This is a genomic window from Proteus sp. G2626, assembly GCF_009915985.1.
GTDB lineage: Bacteria > Pseudomonadota > Gammaproteobacteria > Enterobacterales > Enterobacteriaceae > Proteus > Proteus vulgaris.
In genome coordinates, this window is sequence record NZ_JAABNH010000029.1 from 321,663 (window position 1) to 337,474 (window position 15,812).

At 35.8% G+C, this 15,812-nt stretch carries 16 protein-coding genes and 1 tRNA gene; 8 read left to right on the forward strand and 9 right to left on the reverse strand.

What is annotated here, in order from left to right:
• Positions 1-42: 42 nt before the first annotated feature.
• Both GWJ05_RS17665 and rmf read left to right on the forward strand, forming a co-directional pair.
• The gene (locus tag GWJ05_RS17665) at positions 43-456 is read left to right on the forward strand and encodes an ASCH domain-containing protein (protein ID WP_036938028.1); all 414 of its coding nucleotides are present in this window, start codon (positions 43-45) and stop codon (positions 454-456) included.
• A 476-nt stretch (positions 457-932) separates the two neighbouring features.
• Positions 933-1,103, forward strand: a complete 171-nt coding sequence (gene rmf / locus GWJ05_RS17670) for a ribosome modulation factor (RefSeq protein ID WP_023581348.1) — start codon at positions 933-935, stop codon at positions 1,101-1,103.
• Between the two features lie 342 nt (positions 1,104-1,445).
• Here rmf and fabA read toward each other — a convergent pair whose 3' ends face one another.
• Together fabA and GWJ05_RS17680 are read right to left on the reverse strand one after the other, a co-directional pair.
• The gene (gene fabA, locus GWJ05_RS17675) at positions 1,446-1,964 is read right to left on the reverse strand and encodes a bifunctional 3-hydroxydecanoyl-ACP dehydratase/trans-2-decenoyl-ACP isomerase (protein WP_023581351.1); all 519 of its coding nucleotides are present in this window, start codon (positions 1,962-1,964) and stop codon (positions 1,446-1,448) included.
• A gap of 83 nt (positions 1,965-2,047) precedes the next feature.
• Positions 2,048-3,790, reverse strand: a complete 1,743-nt coding sequence (locus GWJ05_RS17680; protein ID WP_036938024.1) for an AAA family ATPase — start codon at positions 3,788-3,790, stop codon at positions 2,048-2,050.
• Positions 3,791-4,152: 362 nt separating this feature from the next.
• Here GWJ05_RS17680 and matP point away from each other — a divergent pair, with 362 nt between their 5' ends.
• Positions 4,153-4,614: a macrodomain Ter protein MatP gene (gene matP / locus GWJ05_RS17685; RefSeq protein ID WP_036938021.1), complete on the forward strand. Its 462-nt coding sequence runs from the start codon at positions 4,153-4,155 to the stop codon at positions 4,612-4,614.
• 156 nt (positions 4,615-4,770) lie between these two features.
• Here matP and ompA read toward each other — a convergent pair whose 3' ends face one another.
• Both ompA and sulA read right to left on the reverse strand, forming a co-directional pair.
• Positions 4,771-5,862 (reverse strand): porin OmpA, encoded by a 1,092-nt coding sequence (gene ompA / locus GWJ05_RS17690; RefSeq protein WP_036938019.1) that lies wholly within the window; start codon positions 5,860-5,862, stop codon positions 4,771-4,773.
• Positions 5,863-6,211: 349 nt separating this feature from the next.
• Complete coding sequence (gene sulA, locus GWJ05_RS17695; RefSeq protein WP_036938018.1) at positions 6,212-6,763, reverse strand: SOS-induced cell division inhibitor SulA; 552 nt, start codon at positions 6,761-6,763, stop codon at positions 6,212-6,214.
• Positions 6,764-6,992: 229 nt separating this feature from the next.
• Between sulA and GWJ05_RS17700 the strand changes: the two genes are divergently transcribed.
• On the forward strand, positions 6,993-7,601 hold the full coding sequence (locus GWJ05_RS17700) for a TfoX/Sxy family DNA transformation protein (RefSeq protein ID WP_036938016.1): 609 nt from the start codon (positions 6,993-6,995) through the stop codon (positions 7,599-7,601).
• Positions 7,602-7,670: 69 nt separating this feature from the next.
• Here GWJ05_RS17700 and yccS read toward each other — a convergent pair whose 3' ends face one another.
• Positions 7,671-9,839: a YccS family putative transporter gene (yccS, locus tag GWJ05_RS17705; protein WP_036938014.1), complete on the reverse strand. Its 2,169-nt coding sequence runs from the start codon at positions 9,837-9,839 to the stop codon at positions 7,671-7,673.
• 115 nt (positions 9,840-9,954) lie between these two features.
• Between yccS and helD the strand changes: the two genes are divergently transcribed.
• Positions 9,955-12,006 (forward strand): DNA helicase IV, encoded by a 2,052-nt coding sequence (helD, locus tag GWJ05_RS17710; RefSeq protein WP_036938011.1) that lies wholly within the window; start codon positions 9,955-9,957, stop codon positions 12,004-12,006.
• A 2-nt stretch (positions 12,007-12,008) separates the two neighbouring features.
• Here helD and GWJ05_RS17715 read toward each other — a convergent pair whose 3' ends face one another.
• Positions 12,009-12,467 carry a methylglyoxal synthase gene (locus GWJ05_RS17715; RefSeq protein WP_036938008.1) on the reverse strand — a complete coding sequence of 153 codons (459 nt, stop codon included), beginning with the start codon at positions 12,465-12,467 and terminating at the stop codon, positions 12,009-12,011.
• Positions 12,468-12,603: 136 nt separating this feature from the next.
• Here GWJ05_RS17715 and GWJ05_RS17720 point away from each other — a divergent pair, with 136 nt between their 5' ends.
• A complete protein-coding gene (locus GWJ05_RS17720) occupies positions 12,604-13,017 on the forward strand; it encodes a CoA-binding protein (protein WP_036938006.1) in 414 nt (137 codons plus the stop codon).
• Positions 13,018-13,095: 78 nt separating this feature from the next.
• Here GWJ05_RS17720 and hspQ read toward each other — a convergent pair whose 3' ends face one another.
• Positions 13,096-13,416, reverse strand: a complete 321-nt coding sequence (hspQ, locus tag GWJ05_RS17725) for a heat shock protein HspQ (RefSeq protein WP_179951906.1) — start codon at positions 13,414-13,416, stop codon at positions 13,096-13,098.
• Between the two features lie 197 nt (positions 13,417-13,613).
• Between hspQ and GWJ05_RS17730 the strand changes: the two genes are divergently transcribed.
• Complete coding sequence (locus GWJ05_RS17730) at positions 13,614-13,889, forward strand: acylphosphatase (protein WP_161681531.1); 276 nt, start codon at positions 13,614-13,616, stop codon at positions 13,887-13,889.
• A 51-nt stretch (positions 13,890-13,940) separates the two neighbouring features.
• Here GWJ05_RS17730 and tusE read toward each other — a convergent pair whose 3' ends face one another.
• The gene (gene tusE / locus GWJ05_RS17735; RefSeq protein WP_036938000.1) at positions 13,941-14,270 is read right to left on the reverse strand and encodes a sulfurtransferase TusE; all 330 of its coding nucleotides are present in this window, start codon (positions 14,268-14,270) and stop codon (positions 13,941-13,943) included.
• A gap of 182 nt (positions 14,271-14,452) precedes the next feature.
• Here tusE and GWJ05_RS17740 point away from each other — a divergent pair.
• Positions 14,453-14,540, forward strand: a tRNA-Ser gene (locus GWJ05_RS17740).
• 337 nt (positions 14,541-14,877) lie between these two features.
• Here the strand turns inward: GWJ05_RS17740 and GWJ05_RS17745 are convergent.
• On the reverse strand, positions 14,878-15,810 hold the full coding sequence (locus GWJ05_RS17745) for a nucleoside hydrolase (protein ID WP_036937998.1): 933 nt from the start codon (positions 15,808-15,810) through the stop codon (positions 14,878-14,880).
• Positions 15,811-15,812: the final 2 nt, after the last annotated feature.

Genomic DNA, 15,812 nt, shown 5'->3' on the forward strand with positions numbered 1-15,812 from the left:
TATTGGGTTTTGTTTATTTAAAAGAAAAACAAAGGAAATAATATGTTAGAAAAACTTAAAAAGAAATATCCAACGGCAATCAGTTGGTCATTTGGTGACAGTGAACAATTAGCTGATGAACTTGCTACATTAGTGATAGAAGGTAAGAAGACAGTAACCTGTAGCTCATTAAGTGGTTTTTTTAGTGATAGTGTTATTCCTGTCATTGGTGGTTTTAGCATTATTCTCAATAGTCATAACCAGCCTGTATGTGTTATTCGAACACGCTCTTTATGGTTAATGCGCTTTAATGAAGTCACTGAAGATCTGGCTAAAAAGGAAGGTGAAGGCGATTTAAGTTTGGCATATTGGCAAGAAGGGCATAAAGCATTTTTTAGCCGAGAAGGCAGTTTTTCAGAAGATATGGAATTGGTATTTGAAGAGTTTGAATTAATCGAAGTATGTAAGAGGCATTAATCGCCTTTTTTATCTTCGATTATGGCTAATCCCTTAATAAAAAAAAGGTAATTAAAACGAGTTTACTAGAAAGAAATAAAAATAGAGCAAAAAATCATATTGATAAATCAAGCTATATATTGACATAAATTTAAAAATAAATATTATTTTATCTTATTTAATTTATTGATTACATAAAATAAAAATAATTGTACATTCTAAAGATTTTAAATAAATATGTTGAATATCAATTTGTTATTTTTATTTTTTTGATGGTCTTTAAATGCGACAGATAAATTTTTAATTTAAACGTTAAATAAAAACAAATAGTAACAATGGTTACTTTATTTAATGTTGGCTTGACATCACAAATATGACATTTGTATTAACTTCTTTACTTGCTTAAATGCTCAATAAAGCGTATCAATTTATAGGTGTTGTTGAAAAAACAATCACTATCTTTCCGCTTAAACTTAGAACGTGAGGGTTGTCTAGATATGAAAAGACAGAAACGAGATCGTTTAGCTAGAGCATTATCGAAAGGTTATCAAGCTGGTATGCAAGGCCGTTCAAAAGAACTTTGTCCCTATTTCGCGATTGATGCGCGTTCACATTGGCTGGGAGGCTGGCGACAGGCCATGGAAGATCGCCCGAGTCTGGTAAAATAAATAACCCGTCGTAGTGAAATAAACAATAGTGATATTAAATATAATCACTAAATTTTGCCGACGAAAAAATAAGGGTTATTTATATATATTTCTGTGTTTACATTGAACACAGGACAATTTGAGTATAAATAACAAACAGTAGTTATAAATTGAATACAAAAAGGCTTGCATACTCTGCGAGCCTTTTTACATTATATTGGCATTATTTTTTATTCGGTTGTGTTTATTTTCTTTAAATCTTTTTTTATAAGGAAAATAAATATGTTATTAGCACAGATAAAAAAATACCGTATATTTTATATTACACGGTATTTTTATAATAAATTTTGGAAAGCATTGATTTTAGAATGCAGTTGTATCTTTAAATAAGCCAACTTTTAAATCTTTTGCTTCATAAATCAGCTTACCATCAACATACACTTCACCGTCGGCAATACCCATAATCAGTTTACGATTGATAACACGTTTGAAATCAATTTTATAGGTAACTTTTTTGGCAGTCGGTAATATTTGCCCAGTGAATTTAACTTCACCTACACCAAGAGCTCGGCCTTTTCCTTCACCACCAAGCCAGCCAAGATAGAAGCCAACAAGTTGCCACATGGCATCAAGGCCTAAGCAACCCGGCATCACAGGATCATTGACGAAATGACAATCAAAGAACCATAAGTCGGGCTTGATATCGAATTCTGCTTCGATAAAGCCTTTATTATGGGTGCCGCCATCTTCAGTCATTTTAATGATGCGATCCATCATTAGCATATTACCAGACGGCAGTGGTGGGCCATCTTGGCCAAATAATTCACCACGGCCTGAAGCAATGAGGTCTTCTTTAGAATAAGATTCGCGTTTATCAACCATTGTCTATATAGCCTTTATCAAGTGTAAGACAACAGAATAGCTTACACTTGTACGCTGAACAACTCCGATCACTTGAAACAGAATTATCTGAATAGACGTAAGAACCAAGGCAATTTAGGTCTATCTTGATTATTTGCGAGTGTTATGCGGTCATGGATCACAGCTAACAAGTGTGCATCAGATTGTTCTGGCTCACATTGTTCTTCATAATATGGCTGACGAGTCAGTAATGTTATAGCTTCAGCGACATGTGTTACAGGCCAAATATGAAATTTTTCTTCTTTGACAGCTTGTTGAACACTTTCATTGAGCACTAGATGGCGAATATTCGCGAGAGGAATAATCACACCTTGTGATCCCGTTAATCCTCTTTGCTGGCAAATATCAAAGAACCCTTCGATTTTTTGGTTTACACCACCAATAGGTTGAACCTGACCAAATTGATCAACAGCACCCGTCACTGCAATTTGCTGATCGATAGGTTGTAGTGCAAGTGTGCTAATTAATGCACACAGTTCAGCGAGAGAGGCACTATCACCATCTACTTCACCATAAGATTGCTCAAAGACAATAGAAGTGCTAAATGGTTGTGGTTGGTCCAAACGTAATTCTGAGTTTAAGTAAGCTTGCATGATCATCATTCCTTTAGCATGAAGATTGCCACCAAGCTCCGCTTTACGCTCAACATCAGTAAACTCACCATCACCAATATGCGCGACACAAGTTATACGTGTTGGTTCACCAATTAAATCAGGATAACCAGGGTAGTCTAAGACAGAAAGCCCATTGATTTGGCCAACAGCTTCACCTTCTGTTTGTATCATTACCTGATCTTGTAAAATTTCATCACGGCTACGTTCTAATAGATAACTATGTCGCCATAAGCGATTCTCTTCTGCTTTTTTTAGCGCATCTGCATTTAAATAAGCATCATGATTAAAACGTATGGCATAACGGAGTTGACGTAAGATCCACTCTAAATCTAAGCTCAATATCAATTGATCTTCATGTTGTCTTGCCGCTTGTGTTAATAAGACTTCCCAAGCATCTGCTGATAAAGAAGGAAGGCGATATTTTTGGCACAATGCATTTACAAAGCTACACCATTGAGAAAGTGCTTTTTCGTCTTCTAAATACATATCGTATTCATATTCGCCATATAAAGCTGTGCTACTGAGTTCAGGCTCCATAAATTCAAGCTCTTCAAGGCTCAGTCTATCGCCAACTAAAATCACTCGCAGATTGAGTGGCATACTTTCAATGGGTAAAGGTAATGACTGGTTATCATTCCAGATAAGCCATTCAAAGCGTTGCGATTCAACCATTTTTTTCAAGCGGAACCACATCAATGGTTGAGCTAATAAAGATTTAATGGAGAGAACGAGAATTCCACCATTAACTTTATGTAATAGGCCTGGGCTGACAGTGACATTATCTTTATGATGATAGAAAGAGCCAAACAGTTGTTCGGGTTCTATCCACTGGCAACAAGTAATAGATTCTGATGATGAAAATGTACCTTGTACATTTTCTTGCCAATAGATTTTATTTGATTCTGCTTGATAGGCACCAATCACCGGATAGGTTTTGATCTCTGCTTGCGTTAATGTGTCTGTCAGCATATCAAAGTAAGCGCTAGAATCATCAGCTTTTAAGAGCATAAATTGACCGGGTTCTGCATTATTTAGCCATTGTAGGCTTTCGTACAGGCGAGGTTGAACCTCACGAAGTAGAGATGCAGGTAATTGAGACGCTGTTTGAAAGAAAGTCTGGTAGGAGGCGTAATCAGGACGTAACGCCTGCCATTCTAATTCGTTGTTTTTCAAGGTTACCGTTTTTATTATTGGTTAGTGAAAAGTGATTTATTAGATACCACTATAAGTGGGTATCTATCCTGCAATAAGACGGTTCTTTAACTGTCATCAACTGCATAGGCAGGGAATATGTATCGCTATTACCTTATAACAATAAGCTAATAAATAAGTTATTAGGTTTTATTATAGCGACGCTCGATTCTATCATAACGTGCTCAGAAAACTATCCCTTATCAAGCTTGTTATTAATTGATAAAAAAGATTATCCAAAATATCTTCGCTTATAAAATAGGCAAAAAATTTCGGTTCAGTGGCAGTATTTTTGTAAAATTGTTGATATGCTAGTGGATAGTTACGTTGTCACGGGGATTTGTATGAAATATCAACAATTAGAAAATCTAGAATGTGGCTGGAAATGGGCATATCTCGTCAAAAAACACCGTGAAGGTGAGTTAATTACCCGTTATATTGAAAAAAGCGCGGCTGATGAGGTTATTGAACAATTATTGCTTATCGAATCACAACCATTAAAAGTTTTAGAATGGATAGATTTGCATATGAATCCTGATTTATCCAATAAGATGAAACAAACTATTCGTGCTCGTAGAAAGCGGTATTTTAATGCAGAGCACCAACATACACGTAAAAAATCGATAGATTTGACGTTTAAAGTTTGGCAACGTTTATCCGCTTTATCACAACGTCGAGGGATCACATTATCAGAAACGATAGTGCAATTAATTGAAGATGCGGAAAGAAAAGAGCAATACGCATTAAAAGTACATAGTTTAAAAGATGGCTTAATTGAGCTATTAGAAAGAGATAAAAATAAATAATCAATATTTATTGTTTTATATACATTAACGGCCCATCTTCATCTTGTGATATTTCATACCCATTTTCGTTTTGGGTATTTTTTCTTCCTATAAAGAAAAACCCTGCCAATGGCAGGGTTTTGAATTCATCAACAGTAGATTATTCTACTATCTGAATTATTGACCAGGTTGAACAACAACTTCAGTTGTACCTTGGATTTCGATTTCAACACGACGGTCTGGCGCTAAGCAATCGATCAGAGCTGAACGAGCTTTAACGTTGTCACATGTGTTGCCAGTAACTGGGTTTTCTTTACCACGACCTTCTGCAGAGATGCTGTTTGCAGGGATACCTTTAGATACCAGGTAATCAACTACAGATTGAGCACGTTTTTCTGACAGAGGCAGGTTGTAGTTTTGAGAACCGATACGGTCAGTATAACCAATAACAACTACACGACCTTGAGTTGGGTCGATGTTAGCCAGTTCATTGTACAGACCATTCAGAGCTTCTTGACCTTCAGTTTTCAGCGTAGATTTGTTGAAGTTGAACAGAACATCTGAACGCAGAGTAAAGGTTTTGTTCTCTACAACTGGCGCTGGAGCTACAACTGGTGCTGGAGCTACAACTGGTGCTGGCGTTTCTTGGTTGAAACGGTAAGCAACACCAACACTCAGCATGCCGTTATCTGGACGCGCATTCAGAGTACCTTTATCACCGATGTTGTTGATCCACTGATATTCAACACGGGTAGCGATGTTTGGAGTGATCGCGTACTCAGTACCTAATGCAAATACTGGAGAAACGCCAGTATCGTTATTAGAGAAACGTTCTTGTTTTGGAGATAATGAAGTCGCGTTTTTAGTTGCAGAAGAATCTGCACGCCATACCATACCACCTAAACGAGTATAAACGTCTAAGTCTTCCATTACTGGATAACTTAATTTAGTGGTTAATTGGATACCTTGTGCACGGAATGCACCATTGTCATATGAACCTTTATAAGTCATACGACCTAACCAATCATAACCCAGTTCAAAACCTAAGTATTGGTTGTACTGATAACCAGCAAATGCACCTGCACCTAATTGATCACGGTGAGTGTTACCATTACCGATAGAAGTACCATCAAAATGGTTGCTAGTACCTTGGTATTGAGACCAACCTAATTTACCACCGGTATACCAGGTATTGTCTTTTGGAGCTGCTTGCGCTGCAGTTGCGAAAGCTGCCACTGCCACTGCTAATGCGATAGCTGTCTTTTTCATTTTTACGCCTCGTTATCATCCAAGTTAGGCATTTGGCTTTAAGCCTTATTATTTGCCCTTGGTTAAATTATTGTTAGGAATCCAATACTTTCATCAAGTGATGATCCCAAAAAACGGGATTTAAAGCATAACCTTAACGACATAAAGTCTACAATGAACTTAAAAAGTTACAAGTAATCCTTTAAAATTCGACTTAAAATTTTAAAAAGATCTGCTTAATTCCACAATGGGGAAGATTCTGTATTTTTGTTAAATTCATTGTAACTATATGATTTAGGTTATAAATACTTTTCACTTATCTTAAATGATACAAGGGGGTCCTTAGTATTAGGAAAACTCTTAAATTTCACTAATGGTAGTGAATTGAATGAATTTTTACGGAATTCAAATGTCGTTTAGATGTATTAGTACTTTCTAAATGGATATTTGTATTCATTTGCTGCCTCATAATAAGGCCTAAGCTTTTACCTTTACTGGCAGCAGATTCTAATCTTTTCATCTCTTCTGGCGATATTTCTGGTAACCAACCGAGAACGACACTGTAATTACCACTCATTAATGCTTTTTCCATAAAATCAACTGTGTTTATCATATTTATATGATTTAATTGGATTATTTTATTAAGTGGTAATCCTGCATTTTTCAGCCAAGAGCGATTAAGTTTTTGTTGTGGGTTTAGCCACAATAACCAACGTGATTCATGGCTATACTGTTTCAATAATGGCAAGAGAATATGATTAATGACGAGAGGATTTTGGTAGAGAAGTTCACTTACCATGCCTTGTTTATTATCACTATCAGAAGTACCCCTTGCTGAAGGGATAGATAGAGGTAATACCTCATTAGAGATCTCTTGGAGAATGGTATTTTGTCTTGTCGGAGATGATGTTGAGATTTTCATGTTTACCTCTGCCTATATGTACTGTATGAATATACAGTATCTCTAAATTTCGCTTAAATCAAGCTCAATTTTTTGAAAGTTCCTCTCAAATTTTATGTAAATTCCTATTTTTGAGTCGCTAACTGTTGGCAATAAAAAGGAAATTCTTTATTGTCTTTTTCGTGATGTTTTATGCATGTTTTTGAATTCAAGGATAAATTTTTAATCTAAAGTTTGTATCGGAGTTTTAATGTCATTTTTACCTGAGCAACGGAAGGCTCATTTGCTATCGCGTATTGCGAAATATGGAGAGTTAACAATAAAGTCGCAATTTGGTGGTGTTAGCTTAATGATCGATAATGTTATGTTTGCTATTACGTCTGATAATGAGCTTTATCTAAAAGGAAGTGATTTTTTGGAAACGCTTTATAAAGCAACGAAAATGGAAGCCTATATTTATCTAAAAAAAGGAAAACCAATAACATTACGTTATTATCAAATTACGGATGCTTTATGGGAAAATCAGAAAAAATTAGATCAATATATTGATTTGTCATATCACTACAGTATTCAAGAGTATTTAGGCCAACGAAAAAAACCATGTCGAATAAAAGATTTACCTAATTTAGGCGTTATTTTAGAGAAAAGGCTAAGCCAAATTGGTGTTAATCAGGTCGAGGAGTTACGGCTTATTGGAGCTAAAGCGTGTTACTTAAAGTTAATGCGCAATCATAATTTAAAAAATAGTGAACTTTTACTTTCATTAGCTGGGGCAATAGTAGGGTGTCATCGTTCAGTGTTACCCAACCAGCTTAAAACAGAATTATTGGATTGGTATGACGAGTTATCTTTTCAATAAGATAAAATCAATAATAGTTATTTTCTCTAATATCATATGGAAATTAGAGAAAATAACGTTAATTACATATTAATGTTGTAGTTGAGGTGTGTTATTTACTTCGCCTTGTTCAATCATTTGAATACAGTTAATGATTTGTGGTAGTAAATCTAACAATAATCTAATTTGAGTTAGAACTAATTGAATTTGTCCATCATCAGCATTCGGTAGTGAATTGATCTGTTCAATTAATTTTAAATGAGATTGTTTAAATGCTTCGTCGTGTGGTGTTTTACGGCGTAAAGCAGAGTCGATATAACAAACTGTATCGTTAAGCAACGTAAGTACGGTTTCATCTTCGATTTTAGAACGATGAACACCCAGTGCTGAAATATAACTAAGTAAGGTATGATTCAAGCAGAGTAACTGGAAAGCGACCTCTTGGGATGCTTGATAACTTTTTGGCTCCGAGGACATATTTGAGATAAGTGATGCAAGTTCACCATCACTGCTATGAGCATTACGGCGAGCAATTCGATAACCTAAACTATTATCTTTTCCTTGGTAATACTGAATAAGAATAGCATCAAGATAGTAGCAGTTATTTGTCATTGTTTTTTGAATAACAACTGGAAGTTGACGAAATTTCCAATCAGGCCAAATAAAGCTCACAGCAAACCATGCTATAGCACAGCCTATTAAGGTATCAATAATACGAGGAAGAGCAACATCATAACCTTCACCGAGCAAATTGAAGCTTAATAAAACTAATAAGGTAATAAATAGCGTGGCATGCGCATATTGTATTGTTCGAAATGCAAAAAAGAGCGTACCAGTGATAACGATTAAGACGAGTTGTCCTTCAATTGAGGGAACAAAATACAAAATAGGGAAACCAATTAAAATACCAATAATGGTGCCACTTACGCGTAATGTTAAGCGCCTACGTGTGGCATTGTAGTTGGGTTGGCAAACAAATAAGCTGGTTAATAATATCCAATATCCCCTGTCTAATTGGAAAAATTGAATAATGGCATAACCAATACATAGCACCAGTGACATTCTTACTGCATGTCTAAAAAGTGCTGATTTAGGCGTAAGATGCTCTTTTATTCTTAATGCGATATCTCGCCATCCGGTTAAACCATCATCAGAAAGTTGCGTTTCTTCTTTTTGATCATGAGATATTTGATACTGTTCTGTGCTAATACTTCGTAAAAGTGCATCAATCCCTTGAAGATTTTGTAATAAATTATTCAAAGGTGTCATTAATTGCGGTTCTGAGATTGTCTTTTTTAAATGGTTGAGAGCATTTTCTAAATAATTAATAGAACGCTCAAGTGCAGGATTATGCTGATACTTTTTATGCCAAAGAATTGATTGTGCAACTTGCTCACAAGCTCGTGCCTGCATAGAAAGTAAACGTTGAAAACGAAAAAGTACATCACTGTGACGTAACTCATTACTCAATAATTGATACTGGACATGAGATGAACTGGCTCTTTCATGAATATCTTGAGCGACAAAATAGTAATGCAGTGTAAAACGGCTACTACGTTGGCCTCTATCACCTTTTAATCGGCTTAATAATGTGACTTTAGTTTGATTCATAGTGTCAATAAGCTGGCTATTGGCCATAGCTAAACTATAAAGCGAATGTTGATAGTCATCTTCAACATCAGGATCAAATAAAGTTGCTTTCGCTTCGAGATAAGTTGCAAGTTGCTGGTAACACCGGGTTAAATTGTCTTGCACTGGACGAATAGGGAACAATAAGTGACCAACCAAGGTTAACGAGTTATACCAAATAGCACCTAATAACAGTAAAATAGGTTGTTCATACCAAACAGGGAAAATAGGCATACCGAGCATAGTGTAAATGGCGATGAGTAATGCACCAAAAGCAATGGTCGCGTAGCGTTGCCCTAACGCACCTAATAAAATAAATCCCCAAGTTGAAATGGCTAAACCGAAAAAGAACAAAATAGGATAGGGATAAAGTAATCCTATTGATGCTGATGCAAGAAGAAAACAGCATAATGTAATGACGAGATTTTTTAAGCGTCCGACAAGCCTATCATCTAAGTCAGTTAATGCAGCTGCGACCACACCTAAAGTTAGCGGAATGGTATATTTAGGCTCTTGACCTAAAACCCAAGGAAACAAAGTCGTTCCTGTAAGTGCGATTATTATGCGAATATAATAGAGAAAGTGGCTATTATAGATAAATCGGCGGGCGCCATTTAGCAAAGTGAACACAAAAAAGCCCTTAAATAAACAAGATGAAGATAATTACCTCTTAGAATATAGGGTTTATCACCGATTAAAAAGAGCTTAACAACAGACTATTTGTTATTTATTGCAGGAATTACGTATGGAACTGAAATCCACTCCGATGGGACAACGTTTAGCACAGCATCCTTATAATAGAGTCAAATTGTTAAATGCGGGTATTGAGGTCAGTGGTGAGAAACATCAGTATTTAATTCCTTTTAACGAATTGATTAATATTTACTGTAAAAAAGGGATTGTCTGGGGTGAATTAGAATTTTTATTGCCTGAAGATAAAGTGGTTCGATTACATGGAACAGACTGGGAGGAAACTCAGCAATTTTATCGATATCTATATCATACATGGCAAAATTGGAGTCAAGAAATGAGTGAAATAAGTGCTCAAGTTCTTGAGAAGGAACTCCATAATATTGCTGAAATGACGCAATCAAATAAATGGATAAAGCAATCTAACCTTAGTGAAATTCAACAATCTATCAAAGAAAGCTTCTCAGCTATTCCACTTCCACTTGAACGTCTTACCCAATTTGATAATTGCCAAGCACTCTATCAGCAATGTTTAGAGTGGCTAAAACAAGGTGAATCACTTATTAATAAAGAAAATTCCGCGTGGATAACACAAATGCTAAATGAGCATGCGGAATTTTTTAATACCATTGAATCATCTCCTCTCAATGGATCACAATGTCGCGCTGTTATTAATGGTGAAGAAAATATTTTAGTTTTAGCGGGAGCGGGAAGCGGTAAAACATCTGTATTAGTGGCAAGAGTAGGATGGTTATTACGCCGAAATTTAGCGCAACCAGAGCAAATTTTGGTATTGGCATTTGGACGTAAAGCAGCACAAGAAATGAATGAACGTATTTCAGCACGTTTACATGCCGATATTACGGCAAAAACATTTCATGCATTAGCATTATCAATTATTCAGCAAGCAACAAAAAAGCAACCTAAAATTAGTGAGCTTGAAATAAATAGTGAAAAAAGAAGAACATTACTATTAGACGAATGGCGAAATCAATGTCAACAGAAAAAAGCACAAGCAAAGGGATGGCGTGAATGCCTATCTCAAGAACTTGGCTGGGATATTCCAGAAGGTGAATTTTGGCATGATAAAAAAGTAGAGAACCAAGTTGCCGTAAGATTAGAGCGTTGGATTGGTTTATTAAGAATGCAAGGAGGTAGTCAAAAATCACTAATTGAAAGTGTACAACCTGAATATACAGAAGCATTTAAAAAATATTTAAAATTGCTATCTCCTTTATTAAAAGCTTGGAAAGTGGCATTAAAAGAAGAAGATGCGATAGATTTTTCGGGTTTATTGCATCAAGCTATCAATCTTATTGAAAAAGGGCGTTTTATTAGCCCATGGAAACATATTCTTGTTGATGAATTTCAAGATATTTCGCCACTTCGAGCATCATTATTAACAGCATTAAAACAGCAAAATAAACAAACATCTTTATTTGCTGTGGGGGATGATTGGCAAGCTATTTACCGTTTTAGTGGTGCAGAATTATTATTAACGACTTCTTTTCATCATTCTTTTGGAGAAGGTGCAGTATGTGCATTAGATACGACTTATCGTTTTAATGACACAATTGGTGATGTTGCCAATAGTTTTATTCAGCAAAATCCGATGCAATTATCTAAGCCTCTAAATAGTTTAGTTAAAGGTAATAAAAAAGCCGTTGCTCTGTTATCGGACGATCAGCTTGAAAATCTATTAAATAAAATGAGTGGTTACGTTGAAGAAGATGAAACAATCCTCTTACTTGCTCGTTATCACTATTTAAAACCTGAATTATTAAAAAAAGCTAAAACGCGTTGGCCTAAATTAAATTTAGAATTTATGACTTTTCATGCTTCAAAGGGGCAGCAAGCTGATTACGTTATCATTTTAGGTTTACAAGATGGCAAAGATGCTTTTCCTGCGCCAGCCAGAGAGTCAATTATTGAATTAGCGTTATTACCAAAAGTTGAAGATTATCCTAATGCTGAAGAAAGGCGTTTAATGTATGTCGCTTTAACTAGAGCAAAAAAACAAGTATGGCTATTATTTAATAAACAACAACCATCTTGTTTTGTCTCAGAGTTAAAATCTCAAGGTGTTCCTATACAGCGGAAACCTTAGGATTATTTTAATCTTTCTTTTAAATAACCGTCGTAATCAGGAATTTTAATTGTAGCTTCTTGTGAGAACAAAGGTGATGAAATTAAAAAATTTGCAGTTGCACGATTGGTGGCAACCGGAATGTTCCATACGGTGGCTAAGCGTAGAAGAGCTTTAACATCCGGATCGTGTGGAACGGCGTTCAATGGATCCCAAAAGAAAATCATAATATCGATTTTCTTTTCAGCGATCATTGCACCTATTTGTTGATCACCGCCCATTGGGCCACTTAGCATTTGAGTAACATGAAGGCCTGTATGGTGATTAATTAAATTTCCTGTGGTCCCTGTCGCAAATAATTTGTGTAGAGACAGTTGTTCGCGATTATTTTGAACCCATTCAAGTAATGAGCTTTTACAGTGATCATGGGCAACAAGCGCGATATTTTTTTCTTTTAAGAGCGTGCGGTCAATTTGTTCCATTTGATACCTTTAAAATAAATATAGTTATTGTTCCAGTTGTCAAAATACCTTTTTTTTATCTTACAAGCTATGAACGGATCAAGATACTATGATGTATCATAATATTTTCAATCTTCATGATGAACGGAGTATATAAATGGTGGACTCAGACATTTATGACATTTTAAGAAGTGTCAAAACAATTGCGCTTGTTGGTGCGAGTAGCAAAGAAGATCGCCCAAGCTATAAAGTCATGAAATTCTTATTGGAACAAGGTTATGACGTTATTCCTGTAAATCCTGGTATGTCTGGACAGACATTGTTAGGGCAACAATGCTATACCTCATTAAAAGATATTCCGGTTGCTATTGATATGGTTGATGTTTTTCGTCAATCTTCTGCTGCATTAGACATTGCAAAAGAAGCGATTGAGATTAATGCCAAAGTGTTATGGTTACAAATTGATGTGATTAATGAAAAAGCCAAAGAGCTAGCAGAAAAAGCTGGATTACGAGTAGTTATGGATCGTTGTCCTAAAAAAGAAATTGAAGCGCATGGTCTTCCTTGGTAATTAACCAAAATAAAATCGCCGAAAATAAATTCGGCGATATCGTGTTTATTCAGGTCACAACTTATTTAAATTATTCGATTAATTCCTTAATCGTGGAGCCTGTAATTGGCTACGAATTGATTGTGATAGCTCATCTAATGAGTCATTATCTAAATGTTCATCTGAAACTTCATAAGTTATCTGCGCTTCCGCGAGATAAGTATGAACGGGTTGTCCTTCATCATCTTCCATCACAACATGATACCAAGGTGCTGCTCGCAAGGTCACATTAGATGCAATATCATCCTCATTAGGTTGATCAAAGGAATATTCAGCATCCACATCGACAATAACCCCTAAGTAGCCGAGTAATTTATGTCTAACTTGCTGTCCTATCCCAAATTTGCTGGCGGTCATCATAGTATCACCTCCATATAGCCTTGCTTATTAGTTATATATATGAGGGCACAAAGTGAAATTTCAAGGATTTGAAAAAAATATAATCCTTTGCTTTCATAATGAATAAAGAACCTCACAAAATCAGATTATCTATTGTATAAAGAAAAGACAATAACCTGAGTAGAATTTTTATTTCAGGAACACTATCAGGAGAGTGTATGAAAATGGGACGCGAATATATTATTCAAGGGCGAGTGCAGGGCGTTGGATTTCGTTTTTTTACTTATCAATGGATGGAGAAACAACCAATAACGGGATATGTTTGGAACCGTGATGATGGCAGTGTGGGAGTAAGAGCGTTTGCGCAGGAAGATGCATTAAAAGAATTTGAAAATTGGTTAGAAGCGGGGGGACCAAAAAGTGCCAAAATTACATTTTGGTCTGCCACACCTTGTGAATATGAATCAATGGCAGATTTTTCAATCCGCCATTAGGGATAATATAGTTTTAAGGATTTTTAATTATCTTTTATTAAAAACTAATTTTTAAATACATTTAACGGGTTTAGGTAAACCCGCCAGTTTTGTGGCTTGCTTCGCTGGGCCTTTAGGAAATAAGCGATAAAGGTAACGGCTATTACCTTTTTCATCGCCATATTTTTGAGCTAAAGCTTTTACCAGCATACGAATAGCAGGGGATGTATTAAATTCTAAATAAAATTGGCGAACAAAGCGGATTATTTCCCAATGTTGTTCTGTTAGTTCAATTTCTTCTATTTTAGCTAATGTTGGAACCATATCTTCGCTCCATTCATTACTATTTTTTAGATAACCGTGACTATCTGTCTCGATTTCTTTTCCGTTAAAGACAAACATGTGCATTATGACCAATCAAAAATAATAGCGTTAATTTAGCAAAAATAAAGAAAATACCCAAGTAGAACCCATAAATCGTTGATTAATTAAGCCATTGACTTATGATGCGTTTAATTTTACAGCAAACAGTACAATAAGACCTTTACAATATAAGTCTAGATGTTTATATTGCTCCCCATTGCGGAGGGGTGGCCGAGCGGCTGAAGGCAGCGGTCTTGAAAACCGCCGATGGGAAACCATCCGAGAGTTCGAATCTCTCCTCCTCCGCCATCTCATCACTTCCTAGCGTCTCCTGAAGTCTCTTAATCCCAAGTAAATCAAGCATTCTAGTAAAATCATTATCTCTTAATGTCTCTTGCTATTTTCTAGCGTTGTAGATATTTGGAGGAAGGTTCTATGTCCATCAATATTTAATCTTCTCAATAATTAGTGCAATAAATTTATTCCCATTGAGATTTATTGAGTATCGAGTATCTCTATTTTAAAGTAGAGAGGAGTAATAAGATTTTATTTTCTCCTGTATTTATATTTTTAGATATTAATAATATAATAAAGTTTAATACAGAGAAGTTAGACTTCTCTGTATTACTTTTTATTTTTACCCAGTTTATAAAGATAGAATTCGTTCAGATATTAGCGACATTAATTTATCCGATTGAACATCGGTAATTATCATCGTATTTATACGGCATTCATTTAAATTACTATTATTTTTGGTGGATCTTGAATCATCGTGGACTGTGGCAAAACTTAAACCAAATAGTTTGCGTGATTCGTATTCAATGTCAATATGACCATTTATACCAGTGAAAATATCTGGGCGAATTAGATAACCTATTACACAAGGATCATGTAAGAAGGGGTCAAATGTGGCATATCCACGAGCCATTTTGGCTGCTGTTTTAGCAATGACATTACCTTGATCTAACGATTGGCATAAACCAGCTCGGATATCTGCTTTATGGGTAACATCCAATCCCAGCATCGTAATGTGCTCAGCTGTATCAAAGACAATATGTGCTGCATGTGGATCGACATAAAAATTGAATTCGGCTGCCGGAGTTATATTGCCATTACAAAATGCAGCTCCTCCCATTAGAACGATATCTTTCACATTATCCTTAAGCCTTGGTTCTTTGAGCATTGCCATCGCAATATTAGTCAGTGGCGCTGTCGGACAAAGGGTGACTTCTTTAGGGTTAGACATCACAGTATCAATGATAAAATCCACTGCGTGTATATCGGGATAAGTATAATTGGATTTTGGTAACGTCACACCAGCAAGGCCGTTATTACCGTGTACTTGTGTTTTACTTCCTCGACGGGCTATCAAAGGTCGTTCACATCCTCTGGCTAGAGGAATGTCGGGGCGTGACACAAACGAAAGAATGTTGCGAGCATTCTCATGAACTTTATCTAACTCAACATTTCCAGCTACTGTTGTGATCCCCAGCACTTTGATTTCTGGTGATGCCAATGCAAGTAAAATTGCAATAGCGTCATCTACACCCGGATCACAATCTATAATAATTTTAGTCATAT